This is a genomic window from Roseinatronobacter thiooxidans (assembly GCF_001870675.1).
GTDB lineage: Bacteria > Pseudomonadota > Alphaproteobacteria > Rhodobacterales > Rhodobacteraceae > Roseinatronobacter > Roseinatronobacter thiooxidans.
This window is the reverse complement of sequence record NZ_MEHT01000007.1, coordinates 54,251-71,632: the sequence shown is the minus strand read 5'-3', so window position 1 is coordinate 71,632 and position 17,382 is coordinate 54,251. Positions and strand designations below refer to the sequence as shown.

Annotated in this window: 23 protein-coding genes and 1 tRNA gene; 13 read left to right on the top strand and 11 right to left on the bottom strand. The window is 60.8% G+C overall.

The features are described 5' to 3' along the window. Positions 1-117: 117 nt before the first annotated feature. The 5 genes from BG455_RS03515 to BG455_RS03495 form a co-directional block, all read right to left on the bottom strand. Positions 118-191: transfer RNA gene (locus BG455_RS03515), tRNA-Cys, on the bottom strand. Between the two features lie 38 nt (positions 192-229). Next, on the bottom strand, positions 230-613 hold the full coding sequence (locus BG455_RS03510) for an HIT domain-containing protein (RefSeq protein WP_071468751.1): 384 nt from the start codon (positions 611-613) through the stop codon (positions 230-232). Between the two features lie 7 nt (positions 614-620). After that, a complete protein-coding gene (locus BG455_RS03505; protein ID WP_071468587.1) occupies positions 621-2,066 on the bottom strand; it encodes an aldehyde dehydrogenase family protein in 1,446 nt (481 codons plus the stop codon). Positions 2,067-2,155: 89 nt separating this feature from the next. Further along, on the bottom strand, positions 2,156-2,860 hold the full coding sequence (locus BG455_RS03500) for a winged helix-turn-helix domain-containing protein (RefSeq protein WP_071468586.1): 705 nt from the start codon (positions 2,858-2,860) through the stop codon (positions 2,156-2,158). Beyond that, a complete protein-coding gene (locus BG455_RS03495) occupies positions 2,832-3,125 on the bottom strand; it encodes a hypothetical protein (protein WP_071468750.1) in 294 nt (97 codons plus the stop codon). The genes BG455_RS03500 and BG455_RS03495 overlap by 29 nt, the downstream gene beginning before the upstream one ends. Positions 3,126-3,470: 345 nt before the next feature. Here BG455_RS03495 and BG455_RS03490 point away from each other — a divergent pair, with 345 nt between their 5' ends. From BG455_RS03490 to BG455_RS03480, 3 genes are all read left to right on the top strand, one after another. After that, entirely contained in the window at positions 3,471-3,710 is a 240-nt protein-coding gene (locus BG455_RS03490) for a hypothetical protein (protein WP_071468585.1), read from the top strand. Positions 3,711-3,818: 108 nt separating this feature from the next. Then, positions 3,819-4,439, top strand: coding sequence for a ribonuclease HII (locus BG455_RS03485; protein WP_071468584.1), 621 nt, complete (start codon positions 3,819-3,821; stop codon positions 4,437-4,439). 114 nt (positions 4,440-4,553) lie between these two features. Continuing rightward, entirely contained in the window at positions 4,554-5,657 is a 1,104-nt protein-coding gene (locus BG455_RS03480; protein ID WP_071468583.1) for a site-specific DNA-methyltransferase, read from the top strand. 199 nt (positions 5,658-5,856) lie between these two features. Here BG455_RS03480 and BG455_RS03475 read toward each other — a convergent pair whose 3' ends face one another. From BG455_RS03475 to BG455_RS03465, 3 genes are all read right to left on the bottom strand, one after another. After that, entirely contained in the window at positions 5,857-6,195 is a 339-nt protein-coding gene (locus BG455_RS03475) for a carboxymuconolactone decarboxylase family protein (protein ID WP_071468582.1), read from the bottom strand. 69 nt (positions 6,196-6,264) lie between these two features. Beyond that, positions 6,265-6,930: a ChrR family anti-sigma-E factor gene (locus BG455_RS03470; RefSeq protein WP_071468581.1), complete on the bottom strand. Its 666-nt coding sequence runs from the start codon at positions 6,928-6,930 to the stop codon at positions 6,265-6,267. A 14-nt stretch (positions 6,931-6,944) separates the two neighbouring features. Continuing rightward, positions 6,945-7,583, bottom strand: coding sequence for a sigma-70 family RNA polymerase sigma factor (locus tag BG455_RS03465; RefSeq protein ID WP_425438713.1), 639 nt, complete (start codon positions 7,581-7,583; stop codon positions 6,945-6,947). Positions 7,584-7,738: 155 nt separating this feature from the next. On the opposite strand from BG455_RS03465, the gene BG455_RS03460 reads away from it, so the two are divergent. The 6 genes from BG455_RS03460 to BG455_RS03435 all read left to right on the top strand — a co-directional run bounded on the left by BG455_RS03460 (position 7,739) and on the right by BG455_RS03435 (position 12,756). Beyond that, positions 7,739-9,037 carry an NAD(P)/FAD-dependent oxidoreductase gene (locus BG455_RS03460; RefSeq protein WP_071468579.1) on the top strand — a complete coding sequence of 433 codons (1,299 nt, stop codon included), beginning with the start codon at positions 7,739-7,741 and terminating at the stop codon, positions 9,035-9,037. After that, complete coding sequence (locus BG455_RS03455) at positions 9,034-9,804, top strand: DUF1365 domain-containing protein (RefSeq protein ID WP_071468578.1); 771 nt, start codon at positions 9,034-9,036, stop codon at positions 9,802-9,804. The genes BG455_RS03460 and BG455_RS03455 overlap by 4 nt, the downstream gene beginning before the upstream one ends. Continuing rightward, positions 9,801-11,057, top strand: coding sequence for an MFS transporter (locus tag BG455_RS03450; protein WP_071468577.1), 1,257 nt, complete (start codon positions 9,801-9,803; stop codon positions 11,055-11,057). The genes BG455_RS03455 and BG455_RS03450 overlap by 4 nt, the downstream gene beginning before the upstream one ends. Positions 11,058-11,059: 2 nt before the next feature. Then, on the top strand, positions 11,060-11,620 hold the full coding sequence (locus BG455_RS03445; protein WP_071468576.1) for a DUF3833 domain-containing protein: 561 nt from the start codon (positions 11,060-11,062) through the stop codon (positions 11,618-11,620). Next, on the top strand, positions 11,617-12,354 hold the full coding sequence (locus tag BG455_RS03440) for an SDR family NAD(P)-dependent oxidoreductase (protein ID WP_071468575.1): 738 nt from the start codon (positions 11,617-11,619) through the stop codon (positions 12,352-12,354). The genes BG455_RS03445 and BG455_RS03440 overlap by 4 nt, the downstream gene beginning before the upstream one ends. 72 nt (positions 12,355-12,426) lie before the next feature. Continuing rightward, the gene (locus tag BG455_RS03435) at positions 12,427-12,756 is read left to right on the top strand and encodes a DUF3775 domain-containing protein (RefSeq protein ID WP_071468574.1); all 330 of its coding nucleotides are present in this window, start codon (positions 12,427-12,429) and stop codon (positions 12,754-12,756) included. A 125-nt stretch (positions 12,757-12,881) separates the two neighbouring features. Here BG455_RS03435 and BG455_RS03430 read toward each other — a convergent pair whose 3' ends face one another. Both BG455_RS03430 and BG455_RS03425 read right to left on the bottom strand, forming a co-directional pair. Further along, entirely contained in the window at positions 12,882-13,394 is a 513-nt protein-coding gene (locus BG455_RS03430; protein ID WP_071468573.1) for a holin family protein, read from the bottom strand. Beyond that, the gene (locus BG455_RS03425) at positions 13,391-13,990 is read right to left on the bottom strand and encodes a holin-associated N-acetylmuramidase (RefSeq protein ID WP_071468572.1); all 600 of its coding nucleotides are present in this window, start codon (positions 13,988-13,990) and stop codon (positions 13,391-13,393) included. The genes BG455_RS03430 and BG455_RS03425 overlap by 4 nt, the downstream gene beginning before the upstream one ends. Positions 13,991-14,153: 163 nt before the next feature. On the opposite strand from BG455_RS03425, the gene ribB reads away from it, so the two are divergent. Genes ribB through aat form a run of 4 tightly spaced genes read left to right on the top strand, consistent with a single transcriptional unit; the run spans position 14,154 to position 16,975 of the window. Then, complete coding sequence (gene ribB / locus BG455_RS03420) at positions 14,154-15,284, top strand: 3,4-dihydroxy-2-butanone-4-phosphate synthase (protein ID WP_071468571.1); 1,131 nt, start codon at positions 14,154-14,156, stop codon at positions 15,282-15,284. 1 nt (position 15,285) lies between these two features. Then, entirely contained in the window at positions 15,286-15,834 is a 549-nt protein-coding gene (locus BG455_RS03415) for a 6,7-dimethyl-8-ribityllumazine synthase (RefSeq protein WP_071468570.1), read from the top strand. Continuing rightward, entirely contained in the window at positions 15,831-16,319 is a 489-nt protein-coding gene (gene nusB / locus BG455_RS03410) for a transcription antitermination factor NusB (RefSeq protein ID WP_071468569.1), read from the top strand. The genes BG455_RS03415 and nusB overlap by 4 nt, the downstream gene beginning before the upstream one ends. Before the next feature lie 17 nt (positions 16,320-16,336). Continuing rightward, complete coding sequence (gene aat, locus BG455_RS03405) at positions 16,337-16,975, top strand: leucyl/phenylalanyl-tRNA--protein transferase (RefSeq protein ID WP_071468568.1); 639 nt, start codon at positions 16,337-16,339, stop codon at positions 16,973-16,975. Here the strand turns inward: aat and BG455_RS03400 are convergent. Then, on the bottom strand, positions 16,939-17,328 hold the full coding sequence (locus BG455_RS03400; RefSeq protein WP_071468567.1) for a DUF2155 domain-containing protein: 390 nt from the start codon (positions 17,326-17,328) through the stop codon (positions 16,939-16,941). The genes aat and BG455_RS03400 overlap by 37 nt on opposite strands. Positions 17,329-17,382: the final 54 nt, after the last annotated feature.

Below are 17,382 nucleotides of genomic sequence, written 5' to 3'. Positions count from 1 at the left end.
AGGCACTCTGCGCGCAAGCGCGGGGGAACAAAACGAAGCCAGAACAGGAAAGTTGAAACAGGTTTTGAAACACTCTGATTCTGTGTTTGGCTGGTCCCGATGAGTGTTTGATATTTCTGGAGGCGAGTAGGAGAATCGAACTCCTGTACACGGATTTGCAATCCGCTGCGTAACCACTCCGCCAACTCGCCGCCTTCACGCGCCTGATTATGCACTCGCGCCTATCGCGTCAAGGGCGCATCATCACCATTGGCCCGATATTGCGCCCTGCAAGGATATGCACATGCAGATGTGGCACTTCCTGCACCCCATCGGGACCGGCATTCGAGATCATCCGGTAACCATGTCCGCCCTCGCTTTGTGCCACGCCCAATTGCGCGCAGACATCGCCTATGGCGCGGGTGTAATCCACGATTTCCGCGTCTGTGGCGCTGCGGGCGAAATGATCGTAGCAGACATATGGCCCCTTGGGGATCACCAGCACATGATGGGGCGCTTTCGGGGCGATATCGGCAAAGGCAAGGCTATGCTCGGTTTCATGCACCTTGTTGCACGGGATTTCCCCGCGCAGGATTTTGGCAAAGATGTTCTGGTCGTCATATGTGTCGTTCATCATGCCCTCACTCTGCATCACTTGCCCAGCCCGAGACGGCCTTGACCTCTAGGAAATCTTCAATCCCCCAGACACCGCCTTCGCGCCCGTTGCCGGATTGCTTCATCCCGCCAAAGGGGGCGCCCGCGCCGCGCGATTTGCCATTCATCTCGACCATGCCAGAGCGCAGCAGGCGTGCCATGCGGTTGCGTTTCGCGCCGTCTTCGCTTTGGACATAGTTGGTCAGCCCGTAGACAGTGTCATTGGCGATGCGCACTGCGTCATCTTCCGCGTCGAACGGGATGATCGACAGCACAGGGCCAAAGATTTCTTCGCGCGCGATGGTCATTTCATTCGTCACATCGGCAAACACAGTGGGGCGCACGAAATAGCCGCGATTCATCCCTTCTGGCCGGCCAAGCCCGCCTGCAACCAGCCGCGCACCTTCGGAGATACCTGCCTGAATCAGATCCTGTATCTTGTCGAATTGCGCCTGACTGACGACTGGCCCAATGTGGCGCCCCGACTCGGAGGCTGGCCCGACAGCGGTTTTCTCGGCCAGCTCGCGCGCGGTTTCCACGGCTTGGTCATAGATCTCGCGCTGCACCAGCATCCGTGTGGGCGCGTTGCAGGACTGGCCTGTGTTGTTGAAGCAATGGATCGCGCCGCGTTTGACGGCCTTTTCATCGGCATCGGCAAAGACGATATTCGCGCCCTTGCCGCCCAGTTCCAGATGCACGCGTTTCAGCGTTTCTGCCGCGTTTTTGGAAATCGCAATGCCCGCGCGGGTTGATCCGGTGAAGCTGACCATATCGACATCTTTATGGCCAGATAGCTGCGTTCCCACCCCCGGCCCATCGCCATTGACCATGTTATAGACACCTTTGGGCGTGCCCGCCGCATCCATGATCTCACTCCAGACAATCGAGGAGAGCGGCGCAATCTCGGAGGGTTTCAACACCATTGTGCAGCCTGCCAGCAGCGCAGGTATCACCTTGAGCGAGACTTGGTTCATCGGCCAGTTCCACGGTGTGATCAGCGCGCACACGCCCACCGCCTCGCGGATGATGCGGTCGTCGGGGGCGTGATCGCCCAAGGGTTCAATGAAATGGACCTTCTCGAACGCCTTGATGAAATTGCTGATATGCCATGTGCCCGACGGCGTCTGGGAGCTGCGCGCCATGTCAATCGGTGCGCCCATTTCCATGCTGATGGCCTGCGACATGTCTTCGGCGCGCGCCTCATATTCCTTGAGGATGCGCTTCACCAGCGCCAGCCGGTCGGCAGGGTCGGAATGCATCCAGCCGGGCAGGGCCGCTTTCGCCGCAGCTACCGCCGCGTCGGTATCCGCCGCGCCACCTAGAGAGATGACCGCGCAGGCCTCTTCGGTCGAGGGGTTGATGACGTCCAGATCGGTGCCCGCTACCGGGTCGCACCATTGGCCGTTGATATAGAATTGGCGTTTGTCCAGCATTGCATCTCTCCCTATTCACTTGTGCAATATCTGGCATCGCAAAGGGAAAGGTGCAAGGGCGCTTGCGCGAAACAGCGCGATGGGACGTTTCAGCGCAGCGAGATCACCTTGCTGTCAATCGCCAGCATATATCCTTGCCGCGCGATATTCTTGACCAGAACCTCGCTGATCAACTGGTTCCCCAGCGTATCGCGCAAGCGTTTGATGCGGGTCGCGCCTGCCGCCTCGTCGCAATCCACCTCCAACCGGCCAGAGATGACAGCTTCTATCGCGGCCCCCGTCAACACCTCGTCATCTATGCGGGCCTCTGCCAGCACGGCCAGGGTTTCCACCGCCGCAGGGGTCAGCTTGAATTCCATGTCATTGATCGCAACCGAATTGGTCGCCCGCTCGATCACCAGTTGCGAGACTTGCAGCCCCTGCTTTTCAACCATCGCCATGCGCCGGTTCAGCGTGATCAACAGCACAATCATAACCAGCGAGGTCACCAACAGCCCAGTGGCAAAAACCAGCAACACGAAAATCACGATCCGGTAAGATACCAGCGTTTCCGAAAACGCCGTGCCCGATTGCGCCAGAATTTCCAGCAGCTTGATTTCGGCCTGACTGGTCAGGTCGGCATTCTCGACAAACACCCGTTCGACCCGCGCATTGAACGCACCCGCATCGGGCAGGTTCAGAAACAACAGCACCGCTGTCAGCACCAGCACACCCACAATCGCGGCAATGCCCCAGACAACCGCGCGGCTGCCCAGCCGCGAGATGTCACTGGCGGAGATGGATGGCCCCGGCATTGGCGCTCCTGCGTTGAAATTCGGATGGCTCGAAAATGGACTCGATCTGTAGCAGCGTCCAGCCGCTTCGTGAAATGACAGGCTTGGCATAGTCGCGTGCGGCCTGAACCGAAGCACAGGCCGATTGCGGCAATTCGATGATACCATATTGCAGGCGCAACGGGTTGTCCTGCTTGGCTTTGTAATCCGCGTAACACTGGGCCGAGGCTTGCCCCGCAAGCGCCAGACCAGCCAGAAGCGCGAAAAGGCGAAAAGCATGTTTCATAAGCGCAGCCGTGCCAGCTTCGTGAATGTTATTCAATATCAGCGCCATGATCCGCTGGTGTTATTCGATTTCACGCTCTCGATTTTGCCTGTCGGCGCCAGCACCTGCGCGCGGACTGCCACAGCATTGCCGCAAGACATTGGACATCCATGGCCGCCATGTCACCGTTTACAATGCACATTGCCTGCAGCGCGAAGGGCACGCGTGCAGGTTCGCACCGTCCGAGCGCGGTCGGCATGATCCGAACGCCCCTTTGCGCCGGTCATAAAGGTTAAAATGAATTTTGGCGAATCGCACGCTTGTGTTACCATTTGGGTGCGATTTTTTGGCTACAGGAGATTTTTCATGACTGGATTATTGACCCGCCTCGCTACGCGCGGGGCGACCACTCTCAGTATTTGCGCGCTTGTCGGTGGGCTTGCGATAACCGCACCCACGCAGGCAAAAGCGTCGGAATGGGTCGCGGTCGCAGTGGGTGCGGCGATTGTGGGAATCGTGCTTGGCGGGGGCAAGAAGCACCCCAAATATACGGTCATCGCGCGCTATTGCGAAAACACGAAAACGGGTCTTTACCACAAGTGCTGAGCCGCTGCGCGCCGGTGCAGGCTCGAATGCGCCGCGCGGCGCATCGGCAGGTCTGTGTCTGCAGTGCTCGGGGCTTGCTCCAGCCGTTTTTTCTGGCACAAAGGGCGCATGCCCGCATCATGCCCTGATTTCAGCCTGGAGACGGAACTTGCCCGCAGCGGATGCGCATGGATTGTCGGCGTGGACGAGGTGGGGCGCGGGCCGTTGGCAGGCCCTGTCACCGCAGCGGCTGTGCGTTTGAACCCCGATGATCTGCCGCAAGGGTTGCAGGATTCAAAGCGCTTGGGTGGCGCGGCGCGCGAGCTGCTGTTCGCGCAGATCATGGCGCGTGCAACTGTCGGGATCGGCCATGCCACCCCGGCCGAGATTGACGAGATCAATATCTTGCAAGCGACCTATCTGGCCATGCACCGCGCCATTGCCGCACTGCCTGTCCCACCCGACCATCTGCTGATCGACGGCAATCGCCTGCCGCGCGACCTGCCTTGCGGCGCGCAAGCTGTGGTCAAGGGCGATGGCAAGGTCATGTCGATTGCGGCCGCAAGCATTATTGCCAAGGTCACACGCGACCGGATCATGGCAGATCTGGACCAGCGCTATCCCGGCTATGGCTGGGCCGAGAATGCGGGCTATCCGACAAAGCGTCACAAAAATGCCATAGCAGATTTGGGGCCAACCCCAGAGCATAGACGCTCCTTCGCCCCGATACGCAAAATCTTGTGTCCATAGCCTACGTGAAGAAAGTTTTTCAAATATCTGATTCAAAAAGAAATTGACGCCGAATCGGCTTTGACTCATGATGCATTTCAACAAGCGCGAACAAGGCGCAAGATCGAGGCAGGTATGACAGTTGAAACCGTGGCGCAGGGGGCAAACATGCTTCCACTCAATGAAATTCTGGCAGGCGACTGCATCGAGGTGATGAATTCCCTGCCCGAGGGCAGCATCGACCTGATCTTCGCAGACCCGCCCTATAACCTGCAACTCAAGGGCGATCTGCACCGCCCCGATAACAGCCGCGTCGATGCCGTGGATGACGCATGGGACCAGTTCGACAGTTTCAAAGTCTATGACCAGTTCACCCGCGCCTGGCTGAAAGCGGCGCGCAGGCTGCTCAAACCCAATGGCGCGATCTGGGTGATCGGCTCTTATCACAACATCTTCCGTGTGGGCACGGCCCTTCAGGATGCGGGTTTCTGGATTCTGAATGATGTGGTCTGGCGCAAATCGAACCCTATGCCCAATTTTCGCGGCAAGCGCCTGACCAATGCGCATGAAACCATGATCTGGGCCTCGAAATCCGAAGGGGGCAAATACACGTTCAACTACGAGGCGCTGAAAGAACTGAACGAGGGCGTGCAAATGCGCTCGGACTGGGTTCTGCCCATCTGCTCGGGCCATGAGCGGCTGAAAGATGACAAGGGCGACAAGGCCCACCCCACCCAGAAACCGGAATCACTTTTGCACCGCGTGCTGGTCGGCTCCACCAATCCCGGCGATGTGGTGCTGGACCCGTTCTTTGGCACTGGCACCACTGGCGCTGTCGCCAAATTGCTGGGCCGCAACTATATCGGGATCGAGCGCGAGGAGGCCTACCGCAAGGTCGCGGCCAGGCGTCTGGGGCAAGTGCGCCCGCTGGACGCGGCAGCACTGCAGACCACCTTGTCAAAGCGCGCACAGCCGCGCGTGGCCTTTGGCCAACTGGTCGAGCGGGGCATGCTGCGCCCGGGCGAAATGCTGGTCAATCCGCGCGGCCAGGCCGCCAAAGTGCGGGTCGATGGCTCTCTCGTCAGCGCCGAGCATCGCGGCTCGATCCATCAGGTGGGCGCAGCGCTGGAAAATGCGCCCTCATGCAATGGCTGGACCTATTGGCAGTTCAAACGCGATGGCCAACTGATCCCGATCGATCTGTTGCGCCAGCAAATCCGCGCCGAAATGCACGACTGACGCTTTCACAGTTTACCGCCGGTGTCCTGTGTTACCCGCCGGGACGCCAACTTGCCCCGCCTTCATGGCGGGGTTTTTTTATCTCCCGCATGCGCTGGCTTATCCTCATTTTCTTGCCAAAAATACTCAAAACCGGAACCCCCGGCCCGGAACGGGCAGGGGGTGACATATAGACTTGCGGCGCAGCCGCACAATCAGGTCAAGCCGCTTGCAACTGGTCCCAGCAATCCAGTGCTTTGGACGCATACATCACCGCAGGCCCGCCGCCCATCTGGATGGCCATGGCCAGCACATCACACAGCTCTTCGCGCGCGGCACCCGCCTTTGCCAGCGCTTCCACATGGAATGCAATGCACGGCTCGCAGCGCACTGCAATGGCGATGCCAAGCGCTACGAATTCCTTTTCCTTAAACCCAAGCACCCCGCCTTCCTTCACAGCACGCGACAGGCTGCCAAACCCTTTCATAGTGTCGGGCAGGGCTTTGGCCAGTGCGCGGTTCTGGTCGCGGGTGGTGGCGATGAAGGCAGGGTAGTCCATGGGCGGTCCTCACATTTCAAATGATGAATGTGAAGTCGCATACCCCTGACATGCCTGCCTTGATCTGTATCAAATACCCAAGAAAGGCTGCGCCAGTCGCGGCAGCAGGCCGCGAAACTTCAGGGGCGCATCCGTCACTGCAAGGCAGATGCAATCCAGACCCGCTTGCGCGACCGGCTGGTGTTCGGTGCCTTCATCGGCAATCTCGATATCCCCGCGGCTGAAGCAATCCTCTTCATCGGCAAAGGCGCCTTGCAACACCAATGTCAACTCCATGCCATGATGGCCGTGATCGGGCACAGCGCTGCCTGCGGGGATATACAGCAGACGGGCTGTTGCATTCTCGGATGTGGGGATCAGCGCCTGCCGCACACCGCCGCCAACGCTGCGCCATTTCACCGCTTCAATATCGCCGCCGACATAGCTGCGCAGCGGCTCTGGCAGGGTCCATCCTTCTGCCGGTTGGGTGGTGGTGGCGGCGGCGTAGGGTCTTTCCATTGGCTCTTGCGCCTTGATGCGCGACAGGGTCGCGGCAAGGGATGGCGCGCTTATCGTGGCACTGTCATCTGCAATGCCTTCCAGCACTGCGCCGCCAAGGGCATCATAGCTTGCCAGCCTTGCGCGGCATTCGTCGCACATGGCGATATGGGTGGCGACCGCCAGATTGAACGCTTCGGGCAGGGTGCCTGCCGAATAGGCCATCAACAATTTGTCGCTCAGGTGGTGGGTAATCATGGTGGTCGCTTTCCTCAACTCAACGAATGGCGCAAACGTTCAAGCGCCAGTCTGATGCGGGATTTGATCGTGCCTAGCGGCAATCCTGTTTCATCTGCGATTTCACTATGGGTCAAATCGCCAAAATACGCGCGTTCGATCATGACGCGTTGTTTTTCGGGCAGGCTGGCGATGGCTGAAATCAGCAGTTCGCTTTCCTGTTGCAAACTCATCACGTCCAGTTGGTCTGGCTCTGCTTCCGGTCCCCAGGTCAAGTCTTCAGGCTCTGGCCTGCGGTCGCGGCGCAACATGTCGATGCGCCGGTTTCGGGCGATGGTGAAAATCCATGTCGCCACGCTTGCGCGCGCAGGGTCGAATTGCGCGGCTTTTTTCCACACTGTGACCATCACATCCTGCGCGCATTCTTCCGCAACTGCATGATCAGCCCCGGATTTCATCAAAAAGCCTTTGACCCTTGGTGCAAAATGATCAAACAACTCTGTGAAAGCATCTGTATCCTGATGTGTCGCAACCTTTTCGAGAAGGGCAACCCATTTCGCTCCGTTTTGTGCATTCACTGCCGACTGCCTTTTCCCACGACGACGTTCCTCGCGCTCTGGCATTACCATACGCGCAGCCAATCCGGCTTGTCGAGAAGTCTGGGGTTTGGGCATAAGATCGAACATGTCAACATTACGCGACACTTCCGAGAGCGGATCACTTTGGCAGCAGAAAAAAATCGACATGGAAATGACATCTTTTTCGGAATGATCCGCCCTTTCCTGCGGCGCGTAACCTCAACAACACAAGACCAACAAGGAGTGGCTGCATGCCATTTGAACTGATCGATACCCCCGCCAAAAGAATTGCAATCGTTGGCGGAGGTATCTCTGGGCTGGCAAGCGCATGGCTCATGTCGCAGCGACACCGTGTCACACTGTTCGAGGCTGAACCCCGTTTTGGCGGGCATGCACGCACAATTCATGCGGGCAAACATGGCGACCAGCCTGTGGATACAGGCTTTATCGTGTTCAATTATACCAACTACCCCTATCTGACCGCATTGTTTGACAAGCTGGATGTGCCAGTGGCGAAATCGAACATGTCTTTCGGTGCGTCCTTTGACGGGGGCGGGTTTGAATATTCGCTCTCGGGTCTGGATGAAATATTTGCAACGCGCAAGAATCTGGCCAACCCGCGCTACTGGCGCATGATCCGCGACATCATGCATTTCAACAAAAACGGCCTTGCCATCAGTCAGGCCGACCCAAGCCTGAGTATTGGCGGCTTGTTGCAAAAGCTGGGCACGGGCGCGTGGTTCAAAGAGCGCTATTTGCTGCCCTTCTCCGGTGCGATCTGGTCCACGCCTACGCAGAAAATCCTCGACTTTCCTGCCCATGCGATGATGGATTTCTTCCGCAACCATGCGCTGCTGGGCTATGAGGGGCAGCACCAATGGTACACAGTGCAGGGCGGATCGGTGGAATATGTGCGCCGCTTGCAAGCCTATCTGGAACGTGCGGGCGTCACCCTGCGCAGCGCCACGCCCGTGCAATCGGTGCGGCGCGGGCCAATGGGGGTCTGGGTCAAGGTTGAAGGGGCCGAGGAAGAACAGTTTGACGAGGTGATCTTCGCCACCCATTCCGACGTGACCTTGCGCCTGCTGGCCGACCCCACAGGCGCCGAGGCGCAGGCGCTGGGCGCAGTAACCTACCAGCCCAACGATGCGATCCTGCATTGCGACACCGATTTCATGCCCAAGCGGCGCAAATGCTGGTCCAGCTGGGTCTATACCGAACGCGGGCCACAAGACCGCGCGCGCATCTCGCTAAGTTACTGGATGAATTCGCTGCAACCCATCCCGCAGGATGACCCCATGTTCATCACGCTGAACGCGAACCACCCTGTGCGCGAAGAATGTATTTACGACACCTACACTTTCTCGCACCCTGTCTATGACATGGCCGCGCTGGAGGCGCAGAACACCATTCGCGGTTTCAACGGCACCAACCGGACATGGTTTTGCGGCGCATGGATGCGCAATGGCTTTCATGAAGACGGCTTTGCCAGCGCGGTCGATGTGGCCCGCGCGATGGAAGAGCGCGCCAAGAAACTGGCAGCAGCATGAGTGTTATAGACCATATCGCAGGCCAGACATTTCACGGGCGGCGCGGGCCGATCACCAACACCTTCACCTATGCGGTGGATTATGTGTTATTCGATGCCGAAGCCGATCTGCACCCGCCGCGCCTGTTGTCACGCAACCGGCGCAACATCGCCAGCCTGAGTGACCGCGACCATGGCGGCGCGCCCGGCCAAGGGCGGGGCGCTGTCTGGGTGCGCGAGGTGCTGGCCGCGCATCAGCTGGCGGAGATTACCGATGGCGCGGTCTATCTGCTGACGCAGCCGCGCGTGCTGGGCCATCTGTTCAACCCTGTCAGTTTCTGGCTGTGCCATGACGCGCAAGGCGGGCTGCGTGTGGTCATCGCCGAGGTGAACAACACCTATGGCGACCGCCATTCCTACCTATGCGTCAAGCCCGATCACGCGGTCATTCAGGGCAGCGATACGCTGGCCGCGCAAAAGATTTTCTATGTCTCGCCCTTCCAGCCGGTCGAGGGGGATTACACGTTCAATTTCGACATCGGCGCCGAGAAACTGTCCATCCGCATCGGCTATAAGCAAGACAATGAGGCCCCCGGAGCGGGGCTTGTCGCCACGCTGACCGGCGCGCGCCGCCCCTTGCGCAACCGTGCCATTCTGGGCGCGATGGTGCGGCGGATGGGGTCGCGCCGTGTGCTGGCGCTGATCCATTGGCAGGCGTTCAAACTGTGGTGGCTGGGGGCAAAATTCACCGCGCGCCCCAAACCCCCCGCACAAGAGGTCAGCCAATGACCGATGCGGTCGTCATCAGTCCGCGCCCGCGCCTGTGGGGCTATTCGCTGTTTGGCGGGTTGCTGGCAATGGCAGGCCTGCCGATCTATATCCACGCGCCGTATTTCTATGTCGATGAATATGCAGTGTCATTGGCGGCGCTGGGCACGGTTTTGTTCGTGCTGCGCGGGCTGGATTTCGTGCAAGACCCGGCCCTTGGCTGGCTGGCCGCGCGGCTGAGCCATATGCGCGGGCTGGCTGTGGCCCTGACGGCCTGCATCATGGCGGCGGCCATGCTGATGCTGTTTGCCATCCCGCCCCTGTTCGCGCCGCTTTTGTGGTTCGCCATTGCCCTGACGCTGCTGTTTTCATGCTATTCTTTCCTGACGATCTGCTTTTACGCCACAGGTGCCGCGCGCGGCGAGGCGTTGGGGCAGGGCGGGCATGTCTATCTGGCGGGCTGGCGCGAAACCGGCGCGCTTTTGGGGGTCTGTCTGGCTGCTGCGGCGCCTGTCGCGCTGGCCTCGGTGCTGTCTGCGCCGTTTATGGGGTTCGCGCTGGGCTTTGTGGGCATCACAGTGCTGGCCATTATCGCCATGCGCGCGGAATGGCCCCGTGCGCGCGTGGTGCCGCTGGCCGATGTCGGGCTAAGCCTGCGCGATGTCTTTGCAGACCAGACCGCGCGGCGTTTGCTGATCATCGCCCTTGTGAATGCCACGCCTGTCGCCATCACCTCGACGCTGTTTTTGTTCTACGCCGAAAGCGTGTTGCAGGCCGAAGGCATGGAGGGGGTGTTGCTGATCCTGCTGTTCCTGTCGGCGGCGGCATCCGCGCCGCTCTGGGCGCGGCTGGCGCGCCGCACAGGGGCCAAAACCGCGCTGCTGTCCGGCATGGGCCTTGCCGCGCTGAGTTTTGCCTTTGTCACCACGCTTGGGCCGGGCGATCTGGCGCTGTTTGCGCTGATCTGCGTGATCTCGGGGGCAGGCATCGGGGCTGATCTGACGCTGTTGCCCGCCATTTTCTCGCGGCGCATGGCCGAACTCTCGCCCGAGGCGGCGAAGGGCTTTGGCCTATGGGCCTTTGTCACCAAGGCGACGCTGGCTTTGGCCGCGCTGATGGTGTTCCCCGCTTTGCAGATGTCCGGGTTCGAGGCCGGGGCCGAAAACAGCCCCACCGCCCTGACCACCCTGATCCTACTTTATGCAGCTCTGCCTTCGGTTCTGAAGGTGGCTGCCATCGCGCTTCTGGCGCTGACCCCTTTGAAGGAGAGCTGACCATGAGCATGTTTTTAACATTTATTGCAGGCGTTGCGCTGATGGCGGCGCTCTTTGCGCTTGGCCAACGCCTGCGCGGGTTTCAGGCGCAAAAGCCTGCCGATTATGCAAATCTGGAACCCCGTGTGGATATCCGCCAGCACCTGTCCGGCCCGATCCGCTGCGAAGGGGTGATCTATGGGCCGATGGGGCGCGTCACCTCGCGCTTTACCGCCGATATGGAGGGGCGCTGGGATGGCAATCGTGGCGTGCTGGCCGAGCATTTCACTTATGACAGCGGCACCAAGCAAAACCGCGAATGGCGGCTGACATTGGGCAATGACGGGCGCATCACAGCCGAAGCGGATGATCTGGTGGGCAAGGGCGGCGGCCAGCAGGAAGGGGCCGCGCTGCATCTGAACTACACCATCCGCCTGCCCGAAAGTGCGGGGGGGCATGCGTTGCAGGTGACCGACTGGATGTATCTGATCGATGACAAAACCATCGTGAATCGCAGCCAGTTTCGCAAATTCGGCATTAAGGTGGCTGAATTGGTGGCAACGATGCGAAAGCTGGACGCATGAGAAAGCTGTCAGGCAAGACATATTGGATCGTTGGCGCGTCCGAAGGGTTGGGCCGCGCTTTGGCGCAAAAACTCTCAAAAGCAGGATGCAATCTGGTGCTGAGTGCGCGCAGCGAAGACAGCTTGAAGGCATTGGCCGACAGTCTGCAAGGGCAGGCGCGGATTGTGCCCTGCGACGTGTCTGATCGCGCTTCGGTCGTCGCCGCCGCACAACAGGCGGGCGCGGTTGACGGGCTGGTGTTTCTGGCCGGTGTCTACTGGCCCTTTTCCGCGCGCGACTGGAACGCCGAACAGGCTGAAGCGATGTTCGATGTCAACCTGACAGGGGCCGCGCGGGTGCTGGGGCAGGTGGTGCCGGGCATGGTGGACCGCGGGGCAGGGCATGTCGTGATCACCGGCTCGCTTTCGGGCTATCGGGGGCTGCCGGGGTCCATCGGCTACAGTTCCAGCAAGGCGGGCCTGATGCATCTGGCCGAATCGATGCATGCCGATTTGCGCAGCACTGGCGTGGATGTGCAGCTGGCCAATCCCGGTTTCATCCGCACGCGGCTGACCGATAAGAACGACTTCACCATGCCATTTTTGATGGAGCCGGAGCAGGCGGCAGAAGAGATGATGCAGCTGATGCGCTCGGACAGGTTCCAGCGCGCCTTTCCGCGCCTGTTCTCGCTGGTGTTCCGGGGCGGCAATTTCCTGCCCGACTGGCTGTATTACCGCATTTTCGGGGCCAAATAAGCAGGCGCGATGTGACTTGCAACGCAGGGCGGTTTCAGCGACACTTGACCCTCTGGAATACAGGAGGTCGCCATGCTCGCCATCAGCCCGCGCAAGATCGTGCATATCATCTACCTTGCCCGAGAAGGCACTGTAGGCGATTCCGAGGCGCATGCCTTTATCGGTGGCCTGAATGAAGACGAACAGGCCAGCCTGACCGCTGTTGCATGGGTCGGGCGCGGCGCGTTCGAGCCGGAGGAATATGACGAGGCCGTGGCGACCGCCATATCCGAGGCGACAACCCCGACGGCAGATTATCTGCTGGGTATGCCGCATCTTGCGGAAAACCTTGAAAGCGGGCTGGAAGCGCTGGGTATAGATGTGACCGGCGAGGAAGAGGATTTCTTGCGTCAGGGCTCCTGACTGGCATCGCGTGCAAGAGCCAGGCGTTTCACGGCGCGCGACCTAACCCCGGCCTTGTGCCGGGGTCTCTGGTCCGGCGGGGAGGTCCCGGCGCAAGGCCGGGACTGCGGCGCGCGTGTGGGAGATTATTCCCCCTTTGCCTGCTGCCACTCTGCCAAAGCGGGGTTGGCGGCGGGAGCAGCTGTCACATCGGGCGGGGTGGGGGTTTGGGTCGCGGATGGGGCAGGCAGGATTTTCGTCACGCGTAGGTGATGCGCCTCTCGCGCGCCGAAATAGAACGCCACGACCGCCCCCAGCAACCACCATAACGGCTCTGGCACCACTGCAAGCGCGTGCATGCGCAGGGCAAAGCCGTCGGGGTCGGCCATGGCAAACACGAACAATCCCAGCGTGCCCAAGGCCAGCAGCGGGCGGGGCAGGCGGTTCAGCCCGTTGACCGCCGAATCAAACCACCCGCCGCGCCCATATTGGAATTCCGCCGTATGGCTGGCATGGGCGGCCTTATAGGCATCATGGCCCAGTTCCAGCGCGCGGGTGGCGTTGGGCCGGAAGACTTCGGCGACCGAGGTGACAGTCTGGCCCAGCGCGCGCGCCTCGCGCGCGCTGCCAAACACCCATCCGAACAGCGACCGGATCATGCCCAGCCCCGTATGCGGTCGCGGTGTTGTGCCGCGCTCAGGTGAAAGCGCGGCGTGATGAATTCTTCCGCGCGCGTGATCCAGCCGCCCTTGCCCCCATCGCGCCTGCGCGCGAATTTGCGGCTGGCGGGGCGGCGGTCTGCGATGCTGTAGTAATAGTCGCGCCGAGCGATGCCATACGCATCGACCAGATGCGCAGGTGCCATCTCATAGGCGCGATGCGCGGCTGCAATCGTCTGCGGGCCAATCACACCATCGACGGCCACCTGCAAACCCATCTGGACAAACAGCCGTTGCAATATGCGCACTGCATTGGCCCCGGCATTGACATACATGTCAAACACGCTGGCCCAAAGGGGCTCTGGCAATTCCGCAATGCGCGGGCGGGTGAAGTAATGCTCGATATAAATCTCGATGGCCTCTTCGCGCGTCAGCGCGCGCACATCGTGCACATTGACCTGCTGGCCCGGGCGCAGGCGGCGCAGGGTGTGTATGGTCACACCGAAATTCGTGGCCCCGCCGGGATCATCGGGGTCATTGACGAAGCCGCCTTCGCGGGCGACAATCTGGGCGGCAAGCTGGCGGACAGATTTCATGGGCTACACCTCTCGCAGGGTCTGATGTGCCTGACTCTGCCGGAGTTGTGTTCATTCCGGCCTAACCGAGCGTGCGCTGCACAGGGGATGTGCCCGTTTGCCCCCTTTTCCCGCCGCGCCCTTTGGGCTATCTGCCAACCCCAGAGCAAAGGATCGGTCCGCGATGAATTATGAACAGCCCGGTGATGTCGAGCAAAGCTGGAAAGACGCCATTTCCTCGACCGAGGAGATTATCGAAGAGGCCCGCAATGGCCGTATCTTCATTCTTGTCGATCATGAAGACCGCGAGAATGAGGGCGATCTTGTTATTCCCGCGCAGATGGCCACGCCTGAAGCGATCAATTTCATGGCAACCCATGGCAAGGGGCTGATCTGCCTGACCTTGCCGGGCGCACGAATTGACGAGCTGGGCCTGCCCTTGATGGCGTCAAGCAATTCGTCGCGCCATGAAACCGCCTTCACTGTCTCGATCGAGGCGCGCGAAGGGGTGTCTACGGGCATTTCGGCCCATGACCGCGCGCGCACAGTCGCTGTGGCGATTGATGCAGGCAAAGGCGCCGCCGATATCGCCACGCCCGGCCATGTCTTTCCGCTGCGTGCGCGCGAAGGGGGGGTGCTGGTGCGTGCGGGCCATACCGAGGCGGCGGTTGATATCTCGCGCCTTGCTGGGCTGAACCCGTCCGGCGTGATCTGCGAGATCATGAAGGAAGACGGGTCGATGGCGCGCTTGCCGGATCTGGTGGCGTTTGCGCAAAAACACGGGCTGAAGATCGGCACCATCTCGGACCTGATCGCCTATCGGCGGCGGCATGACAATCTTGTGCGCGTCATGAACGAGCAGCAGATCACATCGGCCTTTGGCGGCGCATGGCTGATGCGGGTCTATTCCGACACCACCCAAGGGGCCGAGCATGTCGCGCTGATCAAGGGCGATATCACCACGCCAGAGCCGGTTTTGGTGCGCATGCATGCATTCGATCCGTTGCTGGACATGGTGGGCACAGGGGGCGGCGCACGCGCGGATGAGTTCAGCGATGCCATGCGCCTGATCGGCGAGGAAGGGCGCGGCGTTGTGGTCTTGCTGCGTGACACGGAAATGAAGATGACCCCTGTGGATGGCAGCGCGCCGCAAGTGCTGCGCCAATACGGGCTGGGCGCGCAGATCCTGTCATCGCTGGGCCTGCATGAGTTGGTTTTGCTGACCAATTCCGCCACGCCCAAAGTGGTGGGGCTGGATGGCTACGGGCTGTCCATTACCGGCACCCGCAAAATTCCATCCGCGAAAGGTGCCTGATATGGCCGGACATGAAACACATTACACCCTGCCCCTGCCGGAATTCGACAAGGCCCCCAAACTGCTGATCGTGGTCGCGCCCTATTACAAGGATATCGCGGATGCACTGGTCGCAGGCGCAACCGCCGAGATCGAGAAGGTTGGCGGCAGCTGTGAGCTGGTCGAGGTGCCCGGCGCGCTGGAAGTGCCCACTGCCATCGGGCAGGCCTATCGCATGTCGAATTTTGACGGGTTCGTGGCGCTGGGCTGCGTGATCCGCGGCGAGACAACGCATTACGACACTGTGTGCAATGACAGCTCGCGCGCGATTGCGCTGCTGGGCTTGCAGGGAGCGTGCATTGGCAACGGTATTCTGACTGTCGAGACCCGCGCGCAGGCCGAAGTGCGCGCCGAGGTGGCAGGCCAGAACAAAGGCGGCGGGGCGGCAGCGGCGGCCTTGCATCTGATCGCCTTGGCGCAGCGCTGGGGCGGGGCGCGGCGGTCTGTCGGGTTCTTGCCAGAGCGCGAGGAATTCCAGATCGCAGGCGATACGAAAGGGCCAGTGGCATGAGCGAGAGCATTCCGAAACGCCGGCCCACGCAGGAAGAACGGCGCGCGCGCAAGATTGCGGCGCGGTTTTATGCGGTGCAGGCGCTGTTCCAGATGGAAGCCTCTGATGTGCCGATTGGCGAGATTACCCGCCAGTTTGAAGCGCATCGCATCGGGGCCGAGACCGAAACCGAAACCTGGGCCGAGGCCGATCTTAACCATTTCCGCCGCCTGATAGAGCTGGCAGTGGACCGGCAGGCCGCGATTGACCAGATGACCGACCGCGCCTTGGTGGCCAAATGGCCCATCAGCCGGATCGACCCGACCCTGCGCGCCCTGTTCCGCGCGGCCGGTGCGGAATTGCTGGGCATGGACACACCCGCGCGTGTGGTCATTTCGCAATATGTCGATCTTGCCAAAGCCTTTTCGCCGGAAGACCGCGAAACCAACTTCGTCAATGCGGTGTTGGACCATATGGCCCGAGAGGCCAGCGCTGACGAATTCTAGGCCGGGGCGCGCGGGCGATGCGGTTGGAACTGACCCCTGAGACGCTGTTGCAAGCCTATCGGCTGGGGGTGTTTCCCATGGCTGAAAGCCGCTATGACCCGCGCCTGTACTGGTTCGATCCGGTCGCGCGCGGGGTGTTGCCGCTGGACGGATTCCGCCTGTCGCGCAGCCTGCGCCGCCGGATTCGCGCCGAACCCTTCCGGCTTAGTCTGGATCAGGCATTTGAAGAGGTGCTGATTGGCTGCGCCGAGCGTGAGACGACCTGGATCAACGCTGAGATTGCGCGGCTTTTCACCACGCTGCACCGTCAGGGCCACGCCCATTCCATCGAGGTATGGGATGGTGAAGATTTGGTCGGCGGGGTCTATGGTCTGGCGCTTGGCGGGGTGTTTTGCGGCGAAAGCATGTTTTCGCGGCGCAAGGATGCGTCAAAAATCGCGCTGGCCTATCTGGTCACGCATCTGCGCAACTGCGGGTTTACGCTGTTTGACACGCAATACCCGACAGAGCATCTGGCCAGTCTGGGCGGGGTCGAGATTTCGCGCGTGGCCTACCGCGCCCGACTGGCGCAAGCCTTGCAGGCCGATGCCGCCTTTGACCGCGCGGCCCTGCCCAGCGCCTATGAGGTGGTGCAGCGCAACACCCAGACATCATAGCGGCGATGGTCCAGCGCATTCAGCGCAGGGCTGGAGGCGATCATCCAGCCTGAAAAGATGATTTCGTCCGCGCGGCTGTCAAACACGTCGATCCATGCAAAGGCTTCGCCCGCAGGGTTTTCGACAGGGTAGCGGCATTCTTCCAGCATCACCACCAGATGCCCGATCCGCGCGCTGCTGCCTGTTTCCAGCGTAATATCTGTGCTGGTGCCCGCCACACGGTCCAGCCCGCGCAACACTGCACCATTGCCAGATCCGATTCGGTCAGAAGGGGTTGGCGGCTCTGACTCCTGCGCAAGCGCAGCCGTGGCCAGCCCGATACAGGCGCAGATCGTGAACACACCCGCACGCATGGCTATCCGCGCCCGTTGCGGCGTTGCACCATCTGCGTCAGGCGCAGCGGCGGG

What these genes read in the sequence shown, in the direction of transcription:
- BG455_RS03450 (WP_071468577.1), top strand. Translation starts at nt 9,801, where the DNA reads ATGACCGATGCGGTCGTCATCAGTCCGCGCCCGCGCCTGTGGGGCTAT.
- nusB (WP_071468569.1), top strand. Translation starts at nt 15,831, where the DNA reads ATGAGCGAGAGCATTCCGAAACGCCGGCCCACGCAGGAAGAACGGCGC.
- BG455_RS03495 (WP_071468750.1), bottom strand. Translation starts at nt 3,125, where the DNA reads ATGAAACATGCTTTTCGCCTTTTCGCGCTTCTGGCTGGTCTGGCGCTT.
- BG455_RS03415 (WP_071468570.1), top strand. Translation starts at nt 15,286, where the DNA reads ATGGCCGGACATGAAACACATTACACCCTGCCCCTGCCGGAATTCGAC.
- BG455_RS03400 (WP_071468567.1), bottom strand. Translation starts at nt 17,328, where the DNA reads ATGCGTGCGGGTGTGTTCACGATCTGCGCCTGTATCGGGCTGGCCACG.
- BG455_RS03460 (WP_071468579.1), top strand. Translation starts at nt 7,739, where the DNA reads ATGCCATTTGAACTGATCGATACCCCCGCCAAAAGAATTGCAATCGTT.
- BG455_RS03430 (WP_071468573.1), bottom strand. Translation starts at nt 13,394, where the DNA reads ATGATCCGGTCGCTGTTCGGATGGGTGTTTGGCAGCGCGCGCGAGGCG.
- BG455_RS03480 (WP_071468583.1), top strand. Translation starts at nt 4,554, where the DNA reads ATGACAGTTGAAACCGTGGCGCAGGGGGCAAACATGCTTCCACTCAAT.
- BG455_RS03475 (WP_071468582.1), bottom strand. Translation starts at nt 6,195, where the DNA reads ATGGACTACCCTGCCTTCATCGCCACCACCCGCGACCAGAACCGCGCA.
- BG455_RS03445 (WP_071468576.1), top strand. Translation starts at nt 11,060, where the DNA reads ATGAGCATGTTTTTAACATTTATTGCAGGCGTTGCGCTGATGGCGGCG.
- BG455_RS03470 (WP_071468581.1), bottom strand. Translation starts at nt 6,930, where the DNA reads ATGATTACCCACCACCTGAGCGACAAATTGTTGATGGCCTATTCGGCA.
- aat (WP_071468568.1), top strand. Translation starts at nt 16,337, where the DNA reads ATGCGGTTGGAACTGACCCCTGAGACGCTGTTGCAAGCCTATCGGCTG.
- BG455_RS03500 (WP_071468586.1), bottom strand. Translation starts at nt 2,860, where the DNA reads ATGCCGGGGCCATCCATCTCCGCCAGTGACATCTCGCGGCTGGGCAGC.
- BG455_RS03490 (WP_071468585.1), top strand. Translation starts at nt 3,471, where the DNA reads ATGACTGGATTATTGACCCGCCTCGCTACGCGCGGGGCGACCACTCTC.
- BG455_RS03485 (WP_071468584.1), top strand. Translation starts at nt 3,819, where the DNA reads ATGCCCGCATCATGCCCTGATTTCAGCCTGGAGACGGAACTTGCCCGC.
- BG455_RS03440 (WP_071468575.1), top strand. Translation starts at nt 11,617, where the DNA reads ATGAGAAAGCTGTCAGGCAAGACATATTGGATCGTTGGCGCGTCCGAA.
- BG455_RS03455 (WP_071468578.1), top strand. Translation starts at nt 9,034, where the DNA reads ATGAGTGTTATAGACCATATCGCAGGCCAGACATTTCACGGGCGGCGC.
- BG455_RS03505 (WP_071468587.1), bottom strand. Translation starts at nt 2,066, where the DNA reads ATGCTGGACAAACGCCAATTCTATATCAACGGCCAATGGTGCGACCCG.
- BG455_RS03435 (WP_071468574.1), top strand. Translation starts at nt 12,427, where the DNA reads ATGCTCGCCATCAGCCCGCGCAAGATCGTGCATATCATCTACCTTGCC.
- BG455_RS03425 (WP_071468572.1), bottom strand. Translation starts at nt 13,990, where the DNA reads ATGAAATCTGTCCGCCAGCTTGCCGCCCAGATTGTCGCCCGCGAAGGC.
- ribB (WP_071468571.1), top strand. Translation starts at nt 14,154, where the DNA reads ATGAATTATGAACAGCCCGGTGATGTCGAGCAAAGCTGGAAAGACGCC.
- BG455_RS03510 (WP_071468751.1), bottom strand. Translation starts at nt 613, where the DNA reads ATGAACGACACATATGACGACCAGAACATCTTTGCCAAAATCCTGCGC.
- BG455_RS03465 (WP_425438713.1), bottom strand. Translation starts at nt 7,583, where the DNA reads ATGCCCAAACCCCAGACTTCTCGACAAGCCGGATTGGCTGCGCGTATG.